17 protein-coding genes are annotated in these 19,097 nt (G+C 42.7%); 4 read left to right on the forward strand and 13 right to left on the reverse strand.

All coding sequences use genetic code 11. The features are described 5' to 3' along the window. Positions 1-113 precede the first annotated feature (113 nt). Positions 114-581: a phosphohistidine phosphatase SixA gene (sixA, locus tag VCA1004_RS07460; RefSeq protein ID WP_086983532.1), complete on the reverse strand. Its 468-nt coding sequence runs from the start codon at positions 579-581 to the stop codon at positions 114-116. A 350-nt stretch (positions 582-931) separates the two neighbouring features. Between sixA and VCA1004_RS07465 the strand changes: the two genes are divergently transcribed. Further along, positions 932-3,727 carry an insulinase family protein gene (locus tag VCA1004_RS07465; RefSeq protein ID WP_086983527.1) on the forward strand — a complete coding sequence of 932 codons (2,796 nt, stop codon included), beginning with the start codon at positions 932-934 and terminating at the stop codon, positions 3,725-3,727. A gap of 81 nt (positions 3,728-3,808) precedes the next feature. On the opposite strand, the gene fadJ is transcribed toward VCA1004_RS07465, so the two are convergent. Both fadJ and fadI read right to left on the reverse strand, forming a co-directional pair. Further along, positions 3,809-5,929 (reverse strand): fatty acid oxidation complex subunit alpha FadJ, encoded by a 2,121-nt coding sequence (fadJ, locus tag VCA1004_RS07470; protein ID WP_086984648.1) that lies wholly within the window; start codon positions 5,927-5,929, stop codon positions 3,809-3,811. Positions 5,930-5,985: 56 nt separating this feature from the next. Then, positions 5,986-7,323, reverse strand: a complete 1,338-nt coding sequence (fadI, locus tag VCA1004_RS07475; protein WP_086983524.1) for an acetyl-CoA C-acyltransferase FadI — start codon at positions 7,321-7,323, stop codon at positions 5,986-5,988. Between the two features lie 484 nt (positions 7,324-7,807). Between fadI and VCA1004_RS07480 the strand changes: the two genes are divergently transcribed. The 3 genes from VCA1004_RS07480 to VCA1004_RS07490 all read left to right on the forward strand — a co-directional run bounded on the left by VCA1004_RS07480 (position 7,808) and on the right by VCA1004_RS07490 (position 10,746). Then, a complete protein-coding gene (locus VCA1004_RS07480; protein ID WP_086983523.1) occupies positions 7,808-8,371 on the forward strand; it encodes a sigma-70 family RNA polymerase sigma factor in 564 nt (187 codons plus the stop codon). Next, positions 8,364-9,086, forward strand: coding sequence for a DUF3379 family protein (locus VCA1004_RS07485; RefSeq protein ID WP_086983520.1), 723 nt, complete (start codon positions 8,364-8,366; stop codon positions 9,084-9,086). The genes VCA1004_RS07480 and VCA1004_RS07485 overlap by 8 nt, the downstream gene beginning before the upstream one ends. Positions 9,087-9,453: 367 nt before the next feature. Continuing rightward, positions 9,454-10,746, forward strand: a complete 1,293-nt coding sequence (locus tag VCA1004_RS07490) for an outer membrane protein transport protein (protein WP_086983516.1) — start codon at positions 9,454-9,456, stop codon at positions 10,744-10,746. Positions 10,747-10,859: 113 nt separating this feature from the next. Here VCA1004_RS07490 and VCA1004_RS07495 read toward each other — a convergent pair whose 3' ends face one another. The 10 genes from VCA1004_RS07495 to ccmA all read right to left on the reverse strand — a co-directional run bounded on the left by VCA1004_RS07495 (position 10,860) and on the right by ccmA (position 18,934). Continuing rightward, positions 10,860-11,582, reverse strand: a complete 723-nt coding sequence (locus VCA1004_RS07495; protein ID WP_086984647.1) for an MlaA family lipoprotein — start codon at positions 11,580-11,582, stop codon at positions 10,860-10,862. Positions 11,583-11,764: 182 nt separating this feature from the next. Continuing rightward, on the reverse strand, positions 11,765-13,000 hold the full coding sequence (ccmI, locus tag VCA1004_RS07500; protein ID WP_086983515.1) for a c-type cytochrome biogenesis protein CcmI: 1,236 nt from the start codon (positions 12,998-13,000) through the stop codon (positions 11,765-11,767). Then, positions 12,997-13,494: a cytochrome c-type biogenesis protein gene (locus tag VCA1004_RS07505; protein ID WP_086984646.1), complete on the reverse strand. Its 498-nt coding sequence runs from the start codon at positions 13,492-13,494 to the stop codon at positions 12,997-12,999. The genes ccmI and VCA1004_RS07505 overlap by 4 nt, the downstream gene beginning before the upstream one ends. Then, positions 13,494-14,078, reverse strand: coding sequence for a DsbE family thiol:disulfide interchange protein (locus tag VCA1004_RS07510; RefSeq protein WP_086983510.1), 585 nt, complete (start codon positions 14,076-14,078; stop codon positions 13,494-13,496). The genes VCA1004_RS07505 and VCA1004_RS07510 overlap by 1 nt, the downstream gene beginning before the upstream one ends. Before the next feature lie 2 nt (positions 14,079-14,080). Then, a complete protein-coding gene (locus VCA1004_RS07515) occupies positions 14,081-16,060 on the reverse strand; it encodes a heme lyase CcmF/NrfE family subunit (RefSeq protein ID WP_086983507.1) in 1,980 nt (659 codons plus the stop codon). Between the two features lie 5 nt (positions 16,061-16,065). Next, positions 16,066-16,551 (reverse strand): cytochrome c maturation protein CcmE, encoded by a 486-nt coding sequence (gene ccmE, locus VCA1004_RS07520; protein ID WP_086983505.1) that lies wholly within the window; start codon positions 16,549-16,551, stop codon positions 16,066-16,068. Continuing rightward, positions 16,548-16,754 carry a heme exporter protein CcmD gene (gene ccmD, locus VCA1004_RS07525; RefSeq protein ID WP_086983502.1) on the reverse strand — a complete coding sequence of 69 codons (207 nt, stop codon included), beginning with the start codon at positions 16,752-16,754 and terminating at the stop codon, positions 16,548-16,550. The genes ccmE and ccmD overlap by 4 nt, the downstream gene beginning before the upstream one ends. Beyond that, positions 16,754-17,524, reverse strand: a complete 771-nt coding sequence (locus tag VCA1004_RS07530) for a heme ABC transporter permease (protein ID WP_086983499.1) — start codon at positions 17,522-17,524, stop codon at positions 16,754-16,756. Before VCA1004_RS07530 ends, ccmD begins: the two co-directional genes overlap by 1 nt. A 121-nt stretch (positions 17,525-17,645) precedes the next feature. Then, on the reverse strand, positions 17,646-18,314 hold the full coding sequence (gene ccmB / locus VCA1004_RS07535) for a heme exporter protein CcmB (protein ID WP_086983497.1): 669 nt from the start codon (positions 18,312-18,314) through the stop codon (positions 17,646-17,648). Beyond that, a complete protein-coding gene (ccmA, locus tag VCA1004_RS07540; RefSeq protein WP_086983494.1) occupies positions 18,314-18,934 on the reverse strand; it encodes a cytochrome c biogenesis heme-transporting ATPase CcmA in 621 nt (206 codons plus the stop codon). The genes ccmB and ccmA overlap by 1 nt, the downstream gene beginning before the upstream one ends. Positions 18,935-19,097: the final 163 nt, after the last annotated feature.

Here is a 19,097-nt window from a genome sequence, read left to right on the forward strand (position 1 = left end):
AAGGGAAGCACCTACGCTTCCCTTTTTTATTTCGCTTCCCTTTTTTATTTCAATGAAATATTCGTACTGATTGTGTGGTTTTTATTGTTTTTTGCTTAAAAGGCTCGCCGTCATTAAGAAGGCTGCGTTTGCCACAACAGCTCACCACGACGTGACAATAAATCAAACTCAATACAAGCCAGACCCGATGTCGGAAACATTGGAGGCGGAATATCAGTAACAAAGTCCGCAGTTAAATAGCCCACTAAGGGTAAGTGAGAAACCAGCAAAATACGCGCTAAATCTTGGGTTTCCGCCAGAGCACAGACATACTCGACCACCGTATCAGAATCACCATAAGGCGTAATATCGTCACAGTCTTCCACCCGTTGTGCACTGATTAATGGCGCAATAGTTTGCCAGGTTTGTTGGGCACGTAAATAAGGGCTCACTAACACTAAATCAAACTCATCGTGTCCATGCGCTTTGCAATATTGAGCCATTTGGTAACAGCCTTCACGTCCAAGAGAACTGAGCGGACGCTCTGCATCTGAAGCGGCAAATGTTTCCGCATCACCATGACGCATAATAAAAATTTGCATACACAATCCTAATTCATACTCTGATAATGAGCGTTAGACTTTAGTATAACAAGTCCGCTACAAATATTATTCAAATTCCAGTGCTTTGAAGGAAAAAATTACAAAATTGTACAGTTGACCACAAGATTCATTTTAATTCTTTGATTTGAATTAATTCCTTTAAGAAATCATTTGCAGCTTGAAGCTGAAGCGTCATAATTAATTGATGATGATAATGATTCAATGACCAACTCGTTTCATGTATCTCGGAGCCCTCAATTGATTGAGGAAAATCAGTGTGCGGTCTTGCCTTCTCAATAGAATAAATACTCAGCATTGCAAGGACGCCAACTCAACGCAGGGAATGTATCGTGCACATAAGTCCAAACGATAAAAAACACTATCGCTCTATCACTCTCAATAATGGACTCAAGGTTTTGCTCGTCCATGATAGCTCAGCGCAAAAAGCGGCGGCAGCATTGGCCGTCAATGTTGGTCATTTTGATGATCCTTACCAACGTGAAGGATTAGCCCACTATCTTGAACATATGTTGTTTTTAGGGACGCAAAAATTCCCTGTTATTGGTGAGTTTCAAGCCTTTATTAGTCAACATGGCGGTAAGAATAATGCCTGGACAGGAACTGAACATACGTGCTTTTTCTTTGACATTATCGCCACTCAATTTGAAGAAGCCCTCGACCGTTTCAGCCAATTTTTTATCGCCCCGTTATTTAATCCAGAAGCTTTAGAGAAAGAGCGTCAGGCGGTTGATTCCGAGTTTCGTTTAAAGCTGAAAGATGACATGCGCCGCTTATATCAAGTGCATAAAGAAGTGGTAAATCCAGAACATCCTTTTGCTAAATTCTCCGTGGGTAATGAACAAACGTTAAGTGACATAGTGGATGACAACGGCCAAACAACAGGCTCAATCCGCGATGAGATTATTGAGTTTTACCATAACCATTACTCTGCAGATTTAATGACTGTCACTCTCGTTGGCCCTCAATCCTTAGATCAATTAGAGCACTGCGCTTCCCACTATTTTCAATCCATCATTAATCATCAACGTGCGGGGAAAATCATTAATATCCCATTAGTTCGGGAACAAGATGCCGCTCAATTTATTTGTGTAGAACCAGAAAAAGACAGTCGAAAATTAATGCTAACCTTTAATTTTCCAAGCATGGATCAATACTATCGTTCTAAGCCCTTGTCTTATTTTGCTCACTTGCTTGGCGATGAAAGTGAAGGAAGCCTATTGCAAGTTTTAAAATCAGAGGAACTGATCACCTCTCTCACTGCTGGAGGCGGTATTAGTGGCAGTAACTTTCGTGAATTTTCTATCAGCTGTAGCCTAACAAAACAAGGTTTATCGCAAACCACCTATATTATTCAACGTGTCTTTGAATTTATCGAATTGGTGCGTCAAGAGGGCCTTGCTCAATGGCGTTATCTTGAAAAACAAGCGGTTCTGGAATCGGCATTTCGCTTTCAAGAGGCCTCTCGTCCTATGGATATCGCCAGCCATTTAGTCATGAATTTACAGCACTATCATCCCGATGACGTCATTTACGGCGACTACATGATGACCGAGTATGATGAAAGCCATTTGCGACAATTATTGCAACACTTCACGGCTTACAATATGCGAGTCATGTTACTGGCGAAAGGCCTGCACTATGACCGTACCGCAAAATGGTATGAGACGCCCTACTCAAGCCGAGCCATTAACGATCAAGAACTGCACACTTGGACACACCCAAGGTTAACCGGTCAACTCAAGCTGCCAGAACCTAATCCATATATCTGTTATGAGCTTGATCCTAAACCGATTGAAGATGACCACACCTTACCTGAAATTATCGAAGATAAACCCGGCTTTCGTTTATGGCACCTACAAGAGAAAGAGTTTCGTGTTCCAAAAGGTTTAGCCTTCATTGCTATTGATAGCCCTCATGCGGTATCAACTGCGCGAACAATCGTCAAAACTCGCTTATGTGTAGAGATGTTTCTCGACTCTTTAGCCAAAGAAACCTATCAAGCAGAAATAGCGGGTATGGGCTATAACTTATATGCCCATCAAGGTGGTGTGACGTTAATGCTATCGGGCTTTACCCAAAAACAAGCACAATTATTAGACGTCATCATCAATAAATTTAATACCCGTGAATTTAATCAAGCGCGTTTTGATTCGATCAAACAACAAATGCTCAGAAATTGGCGAAATACCGCTAAAGATCGTCCGATCTCACAACTATTTAATGCGATGACGGGCATTTTACAGCCTAATAATCCCCCTTATCCTGTATTGATAGAAGCGTTAGAATCAATTGAAGTCGATGAACTGCCTTCATTTGTCAGCGCCATGCTAGCAGAGCTGCACATTGAAATGTTTGTGTATGGTGACTGGAGTAAACAATCGGCTTTGAGTTTAGCCAACAGTTTAAAAGAAGCATTGCGCGTTAAAGATCAGCAGTATGAAGAGTCGCTACGCCCCTTAGTTATGCTGGGCGATAATGGCACCTTCCAGCGTGAAGTTTACTGTGATCAAGCTGATTCAGCGTTAGTTGTTTATTATCAGTCGACAGAGATATCCGAAAATCATGTTGCGCTCTACATTTTAGCCAACCACTTAATGTCTGCTGCGTTTTTCCATGAAATTCGCACTAAGCAACAGTTGGGTTATATGGTCGGTACCGGTAATATGCCGCTCAATCGCCACCCGGGTTTAGCGCTTTATGTGCAATCACCCAATGCGGCACCTAATGAGTTACTGTCTTCGGTCGATGAATTTCTCAATGCTTTTTATCTGGTTCTGCTCGAATTAAATGAACAGCAATGGCAAAACAGTAAGCAAGGCTTATTAAACCAAATTCTCTCACCTGACAGCAATTTAAGAGCACGAGGTCAACGACTTTGGGTAGCGATTGGCAATAAGGATGCACAATTCAATAATCGTGAACTGGTGGTCGAAGAAATTCTCAAATTAGACCGCACCGACATGATCCGCTTTGTCGTAAATACCTTAAAACCTAGAACGGCTAATCGATTGATTATGCACTCTAAGGGCACCGCCCATCTCGATGCACCTGATTTAGAGGCGGGATTAGAAATTGGCTCTATCGACGAGTTTCAATTGCGCCCCACAGATGTCGATATCGGCTAGAGTCGAGCTAAGAGAGTACCAAATAAAAAAGCTTTGCCGATCACCGACAAAGCTTTTCATTTTCTCAGCTAAGGCCGAGGCTTACGAATAAAATTTCTCACCGGTGCCAGCTCGAGTCAATAAGCCATCGCAAGGTGCAAAACGACTACCGTATTTTTCTGCATAGCCATTCATCATCTCAACCAATTTAGCAGCACCAATTTGGTCGATATAGCGGAATGGCCCTCCTAAGAACGGTGGGAAACCAATACCAAAAATCGCACCAATATCACCGTCTCTTGCGCTGTGAATAATCCCATCATCAAAGGCTCTGACGGCTTCATTCAACATCAACAACACACAACGCAGCGCCACGACTTCTTCTGTCAATAAAGACTCTGGTTTCAGTTTTAATAAGCTGTATACGGATTTATCTACTGTCTTTTTCTTGCCTTTATAGGTATAAAATCCTTTACCGCTTTTACGTCCTTTACGGCCATCTTTTAAGAGCGTTTCAAATACATCGGGTGCTTGGAAACGCTCGCCTAACGCTTCAACTAAGATGGGGGTAATTTTCGCACCAATGTCCACTCCCACTTCATCCAGTAAAGCAATTGGCCCAACTGGGAAGCCAAAATTCAATAATGCGTCATCAATATGCTCAATCGGCTCGCCCGACAACAAAATTTTTGCCGCTTCATTCATGTATGGTGCCAAAATGCGATTCACATAAAAGCCAGCTTTATCTTTCACGACAATCGGAGTTTTCCCTTGTCGACGCGCAAATTTGACCGTTGTGGCAATCACTTCTTCCGAGGTGCCTTCATGTGGAATTACCTCAACCAGCGGCATTTTATCCACCGGGCTAAAATAATGCAGACCAATGACATTTTCCGGTTTGGCCGCCCCTTTAGCAATACTGGCGATTGGCAATGAAGAGGTGTTGGTGGCAAATATCACCCCTTTCTTCGCCTGTGCTTCAATGTCACGCACCATGTTTTGTTTCAATGACAGATCTTCAAATACCGCTTCAATAACCATATCTTTTTGGCTAAAGCCGGTAAAATCCGTTCCACCAGAAATGAATTGCATCTGACGTTGGAGCTGAGTTTGAGTAATTGCGCGGCGCTTTTGTAATTTGCTTAATAATTGATAGCTGTAATTCATGGCATGTAAAACGCCATCATTTGACACGTCTTTAATCCGTACTGGTACTTTCGCTTTCGTAGCAGACACATAGGCAATACCAGCCCCCATGAGTCCACCGCCAAGCACGCCCACTTTATTAATGTTTTGAGGTTGAGCGCTAGAGCCAAAATCTTTCTTCATTTCCGTTGTGGCAAAGAAGATCGAGCGTAAAGCTTGTGATTGAGGCGTCATGACTAACTGACCAAACTCTTGCGCTTCTTTTGCAAGGCCTTCTGTTAGCCCTTTTTCCAAACCATGTTGAATGACTTGTAAAATAGCCGGAATCGCCGGGTAATTGCCTCGAGCTTTTTGATTGGCTTTCTTCGTCGCTTGTTCAAAAATCACCTTACGCCCAAAACCGGTATTCGCTAACAATTTCTCTTTAATGTCTTTCTTCTCTTTGCGCTTTGATTTTTCAAGAAATTGTTGAGCCGCTTGCAATAAAATCGCTGGTGGAACACACGCGTCAGCCAATCCTAGTTTGAGGGCTTTTTTAGCGCGCACTTGTTTACCAGTTAACATCATATCTAAGCTTTCGAGTAAACCGATTAAACGCGGTAAACGTTGAGTTCCCCCAGACCCTGGTAACAAGCCTAATTGCACTTCAGGTAAACCTAAACGGGTAATATCAGCATCACTACACACACGATAGTCACACGCCAAGGCTAGCTCTAAGCCGCCTCCTAAGCACGGTCCATGAATGGCCGCCACTACCGTAAATGGCAGTGCTGCCAAACGGTTAAACATGGCTTGCCCTTGGGTGGCTAAATGCTCCGCTTCTTGTGCAGATTGACAGGCCTCCAACATACGAACATCCGCGCCAGCTACAAAGTTATCCGGTTTTAAAGAGTGGACTATCATCCCTTTTAAACGGTTTGCAGATGCATCAAGCTGTTTAAATACCGCCTCCATTTGATCGGCAAATTCAGCTTGAAGCGTATTCATTTTTTCATTTGGTACATCAATCGCAAGCCAAGCTACTTGGTTATCATCAATCGTCAGGCTAAACGCAGGATTTGTCTCAGCAGGACTCATCTCTGCAAGGTTATTCTCTGAAGCACTTGACGTTAAAATTGGATTTTCACTCATGATTATTTCGCTCCTTGCATGTGTGCTTCATCTTTATCGACTTCTAAAATAATGGCAGCGCCTAACCCACCAGCGGCACAAGCAGTCGTTAAGGCTAACCCGCCCCCTCGACGTTTCAGCTCCCTTAAGGTTTGGGTCATTAAACGGGCTCCGGTTGCAGCAAACGGATGCCCATAGGCTAAAGAGCCACCCAGCACATTAAATTTGTCCATATCAATCTCGCCAATCGCTTTATCACGACCTAATTTTTCTTGCGCAAATTTGTCAGAAGCAAACATTTTCACATTCGCTAATGTTTGAGCGGCAAATGCTTCATGCATTTCGATGAGATCAAGGTCAGCCAGTTCTAATCCAGCACGCTCTAACGCAACTGGTGTAGCATACGAAGGCCCCATTAACATATCTTCTTCGACTTGAATGGCTGAGAACGCATAAGAACGAATATAACCCAGCACTTCTAAACCAAGTGCTTTGGCTTTGCCTTCACTCATCATCAACACGGCCGCAGCGCCATCTGTCAGTGGTGTACTGGTGGCCGCCGTCACGCTGCCAAAGTGACGATCAAAGGCTGGACGTAATTTGGCATATTGCTCAATTTGAGAGTCTTGACGAATATTATTATCTTGATGAATCCATTCTTTATATGGTTCAGGATAGGCGGTCATGACTTCATCTTGAATCAAACCGTCTTCCCAAGCTTGTGCGGCCAAGGTATGAGAGCGGTGAGCTAATTCATCTTGTTGATCACGAGGAATTTGATGGGTCTTTGCCATTTGCTCAGCAGTTTGCCCCATAGATAGCCCTGTTGAATATTCAGCAACCGCAGGAGGAACAGGCATAAGATCTTTAAAGGAAAGTTTTCTTAGAATCGACAACTTCTTGGGAAGTGTTTTTGCTTTACTGAGCTCTAATAAGCTTTGAGCTAACCTTTTCGAGACGCCAATCGGCAGGACTGAAGAAGAGTCCGCACCACCGGCAATTCCAATTTCGATATTGCCCGCCATGATGCTTTCAGCCACATTGACTACAGATTGAAAACTGGTTGCACAGGCACGTGTTACGCTGTAGGCATCGGTTGCAACGTCCATTCCTGTGCCTAACACAATTTCACGAGCAATATTAGGGGCGGCAGGCATTTGCACAACTTGTCCAAAGACCACTTGATCCACTAATTTAGGATCAATTTGCGTTCGAGCCAGCAGTTCACTGACGACCATTTTTCCCAGATCGACGGCGGGCACTTCTTTAAAAGCGGTACCTTGACGTGCAAACGGTGTGCGAAGACCCGCCACAATAGCAATTCTTTCCCCATTACGGGTTTTGACTTCCTGCTGAATCATATTCTTTCCTTTATCAATAACGATCTTTCTTAAATCAAACCAATAGAGATGTTCTACCCAGCCACATTACGCTCAAATTATTGGTTAGAATTTAAAGAAATGAGAACCACTCAAAGAGGTCTGACCTCAGTGTATATAAAGAGACAAAAACTTAAAACCAATCAACCGTGCTTTCCTTTATTGCAAAAGTAAACTTGTGACATTGGTACATAAATTCACCACATAGAGAAAGTGGATAAGTTTTTTACTGTTGGCTATTTCAACCCAAGCCAAAAACACACATAATTAACAATATTGATACTTAGACCTTCATTCTTACAATAAAAGTAACTCTACATAATATAAGTGTTAGCATTTCTTTATGTAAAGTATCCATTCAAGAAATAATAAAATAAATCATACGCTTAAAATTTATACGCTCTTGTTTTTGTGCTTAATTTTTGGCAGGTTTACCAAAGAGAATACATCTTCATAAGGAAATAAGATGAGTATTTTTCAATCGCTCGGAAAGAAAAAGCCGTCAAACACGGTCAATAGCGATATGAATAGACAAAAACGTTACGAATCACTCGTCAGAGCATATCATCGTGATCTTTACCGTTACGCGTATTGGTTATGCAAAGATAAACACGTTGCAGAAGACTTAGTGCAAGAGACTTGCCTACGTGCTTGGAAAGCCATCGATAGCTTAAAAGATGAAAAAGCCGCTAAATCTTGGCTAATTACTATTTTACGACGCGAAAATGCTCGACGCTTTGAACGCAAACAATTTGATTTAGTCGATATTGATGAGCCAGGAAATCATGGTTTTACTGATGATAATGAGCATCATCAACTTAACTGGTTAAGGCATCAAATCATGAAGCTGGATGTAGAGTACCGAGAGCCTTTATTTCTACAAGTTATCGGTGGTTTTTCCGGTGAAGAGATTAGCCAAATCTTAGAATTGAATAAAAATACTGTCATGACACGCTTATTTCGTGCCCGTAACCAAATTAAAGAGCAGCTTGATTCCTCGTCAATATCTCAAGGAGTGACACATGGATGATTTAGAACTACGACGTCGTTTATTATCGGACCCCCATGATAATAGCCAAGACGTTTTGGCTGAACTCCATGCCAATAAACAAAATAAAAAGTACGCCGAGAGTTTACTCGAGCTGGATGCCCAACTTGAGCAAGCCTTTAAGGTGGAGGTTCCTGATGATCTTGCCGATAAAATTCTTTTTCAGCAATCTTCATCTAAAGTCAAAACGGTCAGCTTCTCGCGTAAAAGCTTTGCATTAGCGGCATCAATCCTATTCACTTTTGGCTTATTCATTGGTCAAATCAATTGGGGAAATCTAATTGTGACTCCCGCTCAAGCCAATTTAGTCAATATGGCGATGGCGCATATCGAGGCTGAGGAACCTTTCATTAAGGGGGTTAATGAAGGCAGTAGTCACCAAGAAATGGAATCAAAATTAGGCGTATATTCCTATGCCCTAGATGGTCGCTTTCCTTATCACATTTATTATTTAAATCATTGTGGTTTTAGTAAAGAACACCATGCCTTACATATTGTGTTCCAAGGAACTAAAGGCCGAGTGACCGCCTTTATTTCTAATATTCCAGTCCAGCAACAGAGTCAGTTTGAAAGCTCAGGTAAATCTGGTGAAATCACTCCATTACCTTATGGCAGCCTCGTGTTAGTTGGGCAACAAGGCGAAGATATTAACGCTATATCACAACAACTTACTCCGCTACTGCAATTTAATGGTTAACTCGCCGCTTTAAATCACCACCGATTCATCATAATCTTCCAGATGAACCGGTGGTGCCTTATCAAACCATTGCTTGTCATCACTTTCCTCTTCCTCTCTCAAAAACATTCACCTGCCAAAGCATTCACAGCTCAAATATCAACCACCATAGTTATTACCTTTGCAGCCCAAACACTTCGTTTGATAACAAATAAAATACAAGACGTTCAAAGCAGTTCGATGCAAATGCCCGCTATTTAATGCAAATTTCTCATTGGTCGGATTTGTCAAAGGTCAGTTTTCCACCATAATGCGCCCCCTTTGTAACCAGCACACTCTTTTCAAAGCATCATCTTTGAAAAAACAAATTTAAATTAGGTACTCTCTAATGAAAAAAATGCCTGTGTTCACCACATCCATGTTGATAAGCGCAGCTTTACTCTCTAGCCCAACCACTCTTGCTGCAGGGTTCCAAATTGAAGCGCAATCAGCGACCGGTGTAGGACGTGCTTATGCCGGTGATGGCATTATTGCCGATAACGCAGCGGTCATGGCTATTAACCCTGCCGCTATGGCTCTTTTTGATAAAAAAGCATTCACCATGGGAGCCACCGCCATCAAGCCAAACATTTCCGTTGAGAATGGTGATTACAATGCTGCCATCAATGATAATAGCGGTGCGGTCAGTTATGATGATGCTGGCAACTTAGCGGTCGCTCCGAATCTGTTTTTAATCGTACCTCTTAATGATAAGTGGGCCGTTGGCGCAGGCTTGTATTCGAATTTTGGTACAGAATCTGAATTTGATGATTCTTTCCCCGGTGAATACGGCGGTACTTCAAGCATTATCAGCGCTGATTTAGCCTTAGCCGTGTCTTATCGTTTAAATCAACAATGGAGCTTTGGCGCTGGCCTTGACTTAATTTACGGTCACGGGAAATTTCAACGAAGCCTTGATGTCGATGCCAATAAAACCATCACCATTGAGACTCCTCGCCCTTTACCTGATTATTCGCATACCTTTACTGTCGATAGCCGTATTAACGCCGCTGATGTAGATGCTTCGGGGGCTGGAGTAGGTTGGAATGTCGGTACCACTTATGAGCTTGATCGTAATAATCGCTGGGGGATTTCCTATCATGCCAGCCCTGAAATCTCGGCCAAAGGAAAAATTGATGGCCCTGCAGATGTAACCATTGCAGATACCCTGTATGTCCCTTTACCTGACTTTGCGCAATTTTCAGGTTATAACCACTTTAAAGGTACACGATTTGCCCTCAGCTATACCTTAGGCTGGACGGATTGGAGTAAATTCGACAAGTTAGCAACCGATGGCGCAGTCAATACCTTACAAAAATTTGAATGGCGTGATACATGGACCGTCGCAATCGGTGGTACTTATTACTTAAATGATAAATGGACGCTGCGTACGGGGTATAAATTTGACCAAGGGGCACAAGATAAAATCACCACTATTTCGGTCCCTGATTCAAACCGTAATTGGTTATCTGCCGGTTTTTCTTATGCGCCTAGCCATGATTCTAGTATTGATTTTGGTATAACTTATTTGCTTGGTGTGGATGTCGATGTTCACGAAGAGCATGCAGGGGTGTCGAGTATTGATGCGACTACCCATACCGACGCGCTGATTGCCGGTGTTCAATACAGCAAAACCTTCTAGTGGGTGATCTGTAATCTATAATCTGTAAAAAACAAAAGCCTTGCCACCATCATGACAAGGCTTTCTTTTTGTTATCTTGTGGCTAACTTAACTTATCCGCAGTTGAGGTTAAATTAATAATCATGCCCAAGGTAATCTTCCAATAAATCTTCATCCAACACCTCTTCAGGCTCTTGATTAATTTGCGCTTTAAAATCTTGATGTTGAAAGTAGATGCTTTTGCTCAACTCGTAGCTATCAGGAGAGTTGCGTAACATGCCTTCTTGATTAATCAATTCATAGCGAGACTCTAAACCTTGGAAGGCCCATTTACCCGTTTTCTGCCAAAAAGTTAACCAACTCAAAGGAATATAAAGCGTATCAACCGTATCTGTGATATCTCGAGGAGTGACTGGACCGTATGCAGGAACCATAACATAAGGTCCATCGCCCACTCCGTAATGTCCGACCACATCACCAAATTCACGAGTAGTGCGAGGGATATCCGCAGCAGAAGCCACGTCAATCAAACCTAATAACCCAATGGTGCTATTGATAATAAAACGACTAAAATTTTGTACCGCTTCTGCTCCATTGCCCATTAATAAGTTATTTATACCACTTGCGGGTTCATCGAGATTGTCTAAAAAGTTATTTAACCCGGAACGAATCGGTGACGGGGTCCATTCCATGTAGCCAATCGACAGTGGGCGCACTACATAAGGATCCAGAACATCATAGTTAAAATCCCACATCGTACGGTTAAATCCTTCGAATGGGTCCCAACGTTCATCGGTTGGCTCTTCTGCTATTGATGAGGTCGCGGTTTCTTCTGGTGTCGAGCTACAGCCTAACATGAGCAGAAATGTTAAGCAGTACAAGGGAAACAACTGAATTGGTTTTACATTACTCAAACCATGACACCTTATTAAGACTAAAATAATAAAAAGGCAACGTAAATCAATACATTGCCTCTAGTATAACCGACTAATCAACGATCTATAATTAGGTTAATTATAGAGTATCTTTAACTTGAACATCAATACTGCTGATCAATAGATACCACGGCATCATCGCCAAGATGAATGACTAAGCTTTCACCATGCCAATCGCCCTCTTTGGTCGCCACATTGCCATCGGTATCAATGCGCGCGCGGACGATAATATCCGTTAAGCTCGATAACTTGCGACTTTCAATCATACTATTACGGTCATCGAGTACCACCGTCATTGGAAAGCGATTGATTGGATAACGCCCGGCAGCCACTGGCATAGGTGAACCATCCGCCGTATGGATAGACACAATTAACACTCCAGTTTTCGGCAAAGTAACTTGTGGTGCGATTGAGATACTCACTTTCACCGGCGTTCCTTCAACGGCTGTCGGTTGCGCCAGTTTTTGTGCATCCAACTCACGTTGTGCGGTGTTGATACTGCGAGTTAACATATCATAGCGTTCATCATTTTTACCGATTTTGGCTTGCAGTTGCTTCCAATAATCAATGGCTTGACCATAATCTCCATTCTCATAAGCACTAAAGGCCAACAAAGAATACACTCGTAAATCCACATTCGGTTGTTTGATCAGGCTCTCTAAAATACCATCTGCTTTTTGTAAATCGGCAGGATCCGATGAAAACATTAACGCTTGCGCTAGGCTTAATTGGATATCATTATTGCCAGGCATTAATTTATCGGCTTTATTTAATGCACCAATCGCGGTTTCAATATCACGGTTAGCCAAGCCAATACGGCCAAGTAATACCCAACCCGTCGCATCTTGTTCGTTATATTGTAAACGAGAACGCAATGCCAATGTCAGATCATCCATTTCTTGATCGGTTAATTCCACCCCATTTGGATTCATTAACTTTTGCGATAACAGTGGCAGATTATTTTCTACTTGCTGCCAATGTGCCACTTTAGAATGCGCACCATACAAGCTATAAACACCGTAAGACACCACCGCCATAAAAAGCACTAAAGGCCATACTAGCCACTTCATAGAAGAAGCATTACTGGTTGAGCTTGATGCATTACTGGGAATATCGTCCAGTAAAGACTGTTTCAAGTCGATAACCAGGTCGTCTTTATTGCCCACAATGCCCGCTTGATCTTCGGATTCAAGCTCGGCAAGACGATCTTTAAAAAACGCTTTATTGAGATCATCTCGTTGCGTCGCTTCATCCACTTCTTTAGGTTTCAAGAGTGGGTAAACAATTAATGCGCAAGAGACGATTAATAACAATACTGTGCCAATCCAAAATGCCATCATGAATTATTACCCTTTTTATCTTTTGAATCAGACTCGTCTAAAATATGCTTTAAACGCTGCTCTTGTTCTTCATCCCATTGGGCTGTCTCTTGAGTGGCTTGAATCGCCGCTTTGTTTCGACTCCTCAAAACAATAAAGCCAAAACCAAAGACCACGATCACCAAAGGCGCTAACCATAAAATGGCGGTAGATGCTGTTACTGGTGGGTTATAAGTCACAAAGTTACCGTAACGGGCCACCATATAATCGACAATCTCTTGTTTTGACTTACCTTCTTTCGTCATTTGATACACTTTCAGACGTAAGTCTTTCGCCAACTCGGCATTCGAATCTGAAATAGAGTTATTCTGACACTTAGGACAGCGTAAGGTATGACTCAACTCTTGAAACTGTGCTTCTTGCTGAGGGGTATCAAAATCAAATACTTCAATTGCCGACATGGCCGGAATTGCAAATAACAAACACAACAATATGAATAACGGTGATCTTTTCATCATTTCAAACGCCCCATTGGAATTGGTTTCAGTTCCGTTTCTTGACCTGCCAATTGGTTATAAAGCGGCAATAAGGTTTCATTCCAATTTTCAACATTCACATCACCGACATGACGATATTGAATACGGCCATTGGCATCAATGAGAAAGGTTTCCGGTGCGCCATAAACGCCAAGGTCTAAACCAAACATACCGCTACCATCAAATAACACGACTTGATAAGGGTCACCAAGGTCACGTAACCATTTCTTCGCTTTTTCGCGGTCATCTTTATAGTTCAAACCAATGATATTGACGCCTTGTTGAGACAATTTATTTAAAAACTGATGTTCAGCGTAACAAGTTGGGCACCAGGTGGCCCACACATTCAACAATAAGGGCTTACCAGTAAATAAACTCTGATCGTAGGTTTTTTCTGATTGAAATAAATCTTCTAATTGGAAGTGCGGTACGGGTTTGCCCACCAATACGGATTCTAGTTTTGTTGGATCATCACCATCCGCATTGCGAGTTAATTGAGTCGCAAACACTATGACCAAAATGGCAAACAAAGCCAAAGGCGCAAATAAAATATTACGATTCATGATTACGCCTCCTGCTTCTCTGAACGAACGGTAGTTTTACCAACTTTCTTCCGAAAGCGATAACGTTTATCACTGATGGCCAAGATGCCACCAATGGACATTAAGATGCCACCAAACCAAATCCAACGAATAAATGGTTTGTAATAAATACGCACTGCCCAGGCATCGGTACCTTCTAAACGTTCTCCCATCGCTACGTAAAGATCACGAGTAAAGCCACGGTCAATCGCCGCTTCAGTCATCATCGAACGTGCGGTATGGTAATAACGTTTTTCCGCATGCAATTCATTCACAAATTGACCATCTTCACTGATGATGAAATCGGCAATAAAACCTTCATAGTTCGGGCCATCATGATCACGCAGCCCTGCAAAATCAAATTGATAACCATGAATGGTAAACTTATCACCCGGAGCCAAACGAACATCACGCTCAATGCTGTAGTTTTGCACCATCGCAATACCAATAATGGTTACCGCAAGGCCAACATGTCCAAGCATCATTGCCCAATGGCTACGTTGAAGTTTCGTTATGCCTTTAAAGAAGGTATGACGGTGAGTCGCGCGTTGGTGTAATTCAAAGCCATGCATCGCAATGATCCAAATCGCTAAGAACCAACCTAATGTCGCCAATGGCATAAATTCTTTAGAAGATACGAAAGCAATTAATAAAGCTCCCAACAACGAAAGAATGAAAGACACCAACATTGGCTTTTTCACTTCAGCCAAATTATCGCGCTTCCAACGTACCAATGGACCAATCCCCAAAATTAATGAGAACGGCACGATTAACCAAGTAAACAAAGTATTAAAGAAAGGCGCACCAATCGAGACTGAGCCTAATCCAACTTGTTTATGTATTAGCGGTAATAAAGTACCAATCAGCACAACCACTAAAGCGGCTACCAGTAAAATATTATTCGATAACAAGGCATTTTCACGTGAAATTAGTGAGTAGTTGCCTCGTACTCGCACTGAAGCGCCTTTCAAAGCAAACAACAAGAGTGAACCACCAATTACGATCACCAAGAACGCTAAGATGAACATACCGCGCGCTGGATCAGAGGCAAATGAATGCACGGACACTAAGATCCCAGAACGGACTAAGAAAGTACCCAACAAACTCAATGAGAAGGCACTAATGGCAAGTAACACCGTCCACGCTTTAAATGTGCCTCGTTTTTCTGTTACCGCTAATGAGTGCATCAAGGCCGTACCCGCTAACCAAGGCATGAAGGATGCGTTTTCAACCGGATCCCAGAACCACCAGCCGCCCCAGCCAAGTTCATAATAAGCCCACCATGAACCTAGAGCGATACCTGCGGTCAAGAATACCCAAGCAGCCGTCGTCCACGGACGAGACCAACGCGCCCAAGCAGTATCTAAACGCCCCGTCATAAGTGAGGCAATCGCAAACGAAAATGCTACAGAAAATCCAACATACCCCATGTACAACATAGGTGGATGCACAATCAAACCAGGGTCTTGTAATAATGGGTTTAAATCACGACCATCAATCGGGAAATACGGTAAGGTGCGAAGAAATGGGTTAGATGTCAAAATGATAAATAGCAAGAAGCCAACCGAAATCATCCCCATGACCGACAACACACGAGAAACCGACTCTTGAGGCATGCCACGGCTAAAGGTCGCGACAGCAATCGTCCAAATCGCCTGAATCAATACCCAAAGTAATAATGACCCTTCGTGTGCCCCCCACACCGCCGTTAAGCGATAATACCAAGGCAATTGACTATTGGAGTTACTAGCGACGTATTGCAAAGTAAAATCGTTGCTATAAAAAGCCCACAGCAACGTCGCAAATGACACCGCCAGCATTAAAAACATACCCCAAGACATTGGTCTTGCCATGCCCATTAACGTCCGGTTATTCACGCTTGCGCCATACATAGGGATGACACTTAATAGTAGAGAAAACCCTAATGCGAGGATTAAGGCAAAATGTCCAAGTTCAGCAATCATTGCACTTATTCCTGCTCTTTAATGGTATGAGTTTCATAGTCATATTTGACCTTATGGCCTTTTTGCATCGCCTCTTCAATTTCTTGCGGCATATAATTTTCATCGTGTTTTGCTAACACTTCAAACGCATCAATGGTGGTTGCATCAACTAAGGTACCTTGCGCCACAATGCCTTGGCCTTCACGGAATAAGTCCGGCAAAATACCGTTATATTTTACCGTGACAGCTGGACCAATATCTTTTAAGTCGAAACTCACTTGCAAGGAATCAGAATCCCGTTTGACAGAGCCTTCCACGACCATTCCCCCAATACGCAAACGCTCACCAACATGAGGCTTGGTGCCATCCTCTTTACCATTTACGATTTCAGTTGGGGTATAAAATAAATTCATATTTTGATTCAGCGCGTACATGGTCAAACCAACCGTACCGGCCACGCCGATCAAAATGGCTAAAATAATTGCGAGTCTTTTTTTACGTCTAGGGGTCATAGTGTGTTTTCCATATTTTTCGCCGCTTGACGACGCTCTTCACGGTCCATTTTTTGTTGGATTTCTTTCAATAATGCTTTGCTATCACTGACACTTTTCCAGTACACCACCGCCATACTCAAAAAAGTAATACCAAATGAAGACCAAACATACACGGCATAGCCGCCCATATTAAAAAAATCACTCAAGGAATCAAAATGCATTATTTCACCTCACGCTGATGAGTCGCTGAAGCACGATGTTGCTTAACTAATTGCAAAACCCAAGGGCGATGACTTTCACGACGAAGGATCTCTGTGCGGAAACGAATCATAGTGACCGCGGCAAAGAAGAAGGCAAAGCCAAAAATATTACACAATAAAGGCCATAACATTTCTGGTGCAATCGAGGGCTTACCAATTTTCGTAATCGTTGCCCCTTGGTGCAGCGTATTCCACCACTCTACAGAGTAATGAATTATTGGAATATTGACGACTCCCACAATCGCGAGAATCCCGGCAGCTTTGGCCGCGGTTTTTTCATCATCAAAAGCATGATAAAGCGCTATCACACCTAGATATAAAAATAATAAAATCAGCTCAGAGGTTAAGCGAGCATCCCAAACCCACCAAGCGCCCCACATCGGTTTACCCCAAACTGCCCCAGTAATTAAGGCGATAAAAGTATAAACCGCGCCTATCGGAGCCATTGCAGCCGCCACCATATTAGACAGCTTTAACTGCCACACTAAACCAATAAAAGCGGCAATCGCCATAGAGACATAAATCCCCATAGACCATATTGCAGCAGGAACATGAATATAAATAATACGAAAGCTATCACCTTGTTGGTAATCGGCTGGAGCATAAGCCAAACCCCATACGGTGCCCACACTCAGTAAAGCAAATGCCAATACCGCAAACCAAGGCAATAACGAACCGCATAGCTGATAGGTTTTCTCAGCTTTCGCGTATGGATGTAACCATTTCCACATTGTGCTTCTCACTTTATGTTTAGAGCTTGACTGCCCTATTTATTATCTTTCTAGTTATTATCTTTATTATTGCTTCTCATAGCCGTTGCCAGCCAGGTAAACCTTGAAACTTGGATTACCATCAATTCACACTAATACGCAATGATGCACTAATAGCAAAAGGCGTAAAGGTAGCCGCTCCCATCAACATGGCGCCAAGAACGGCCAACTGTCCAGAATAAGCAAACCCACTGGTTGCGGCCTCAATAGCCGATGTCGCAAAAATGAGTACTGGAATATACAGTGGCAAAACCAATAAACTCAATAGCACACCACCTTTTTGTAAGCCAACGGTTAACCCCACGCCAATCGCCCCAATAAAGCTCAGTGTTGGGGTTCCTAATAACAAGGTGATCACGACCGCCAACCAAGTATTGAAATCAAGAGACAGTAATACCGCCAACAAAGGGCTAATTAAAATGAGTGGCAACCCTGTTAGTAACCAATGGGCGAGCACTTTAGACATCACCACCAGTGGTAACGGAATGGGTAACAACATCAATTGCTCTAACGCCCCATCATGAAAATCATCACGAAATAAACGCTCTAACGATAGCAGAGCCGAAAGCAAAGCCGCCACCCAAATAATGCCTGCAGCAATACGCGCTAACAAATTAGGCTCAGGACCAATACTTAATGGAAACAAAGTGATAACGATAATAAAAAACCACAGAGGGTTAAATACATCCGCTTGGCGACGATAGGCAATCAGAAGTTCTCGTCGGATAATCGACATCATATTGGTTATCATTATTCACCCAGCCGAATTGTTTTAAGCAGGTCGTTATCCGTAAACATATCTTGGTGAGTCGTAAATAGCACCATACCTCCGTTACTGGTGTGTTCCATGAATAAAGCTTCAATCACTTTAATACCTTGCTTATCAATGGCGGTTAAAGGTTCATCCAAAATCCACAACGGGTGTTGACTCAACCATAACCGAGCTAACGCCACGCGCCTTTGTTGCCCTGCCGACAATTTACCAGCGGGAATGTCTTCTTTACCCGCTAGACCCACTTTGGCTAATGCTAACCAAATATCATCTTGAGTAACGCCTGGTGAACCATTTAACTTTTGGTAAAAAGACAGGTTTTCGAAAGCAGTCAGCTCTTTCTTCACACCCGTTTGATGGCCAATAAATAATAAATCTTGATGAAAAGCGTCTCGATCTTTACGGGTTTCAACACCATTCCAAAAGATCTGTCCAGAATCGCACTCCCCCAAACCTGTAATAATACGCAGCATGGTCGTTTTACCAGAACCGTTGCGCCCTTCAACCTGAACAAGGTCACCAGCACACACAGAAAACGTCACGGATTCAAATAATTCCCTGTCATCACGAATCGCGGTCAAGTCGCGTACTTCCAGCATAGGTATTCATCTATCGTTAAGGTTATTAAGCGCTTATGTTACCACAGGAAAACGCTCTCGAAAGCGTTAACATGTAAAGCGTTTAACGAATGTTCAGAGAATCACAAAAATGAGTAAAATTCATCATCCAGCCCAATAAATTAGCAACAAAGACTTGACCAAA

Source organism: Vibrio aphrogenes (assembly GCF_002157735.2).
Taxonomy (GTDB): domain Bacteria; phylum Pseudomonadota; class Gammaproteobacteria; order Enterobacterales; family Vibrionaceae; genus Vibrio; species Vibrio aphrogenes.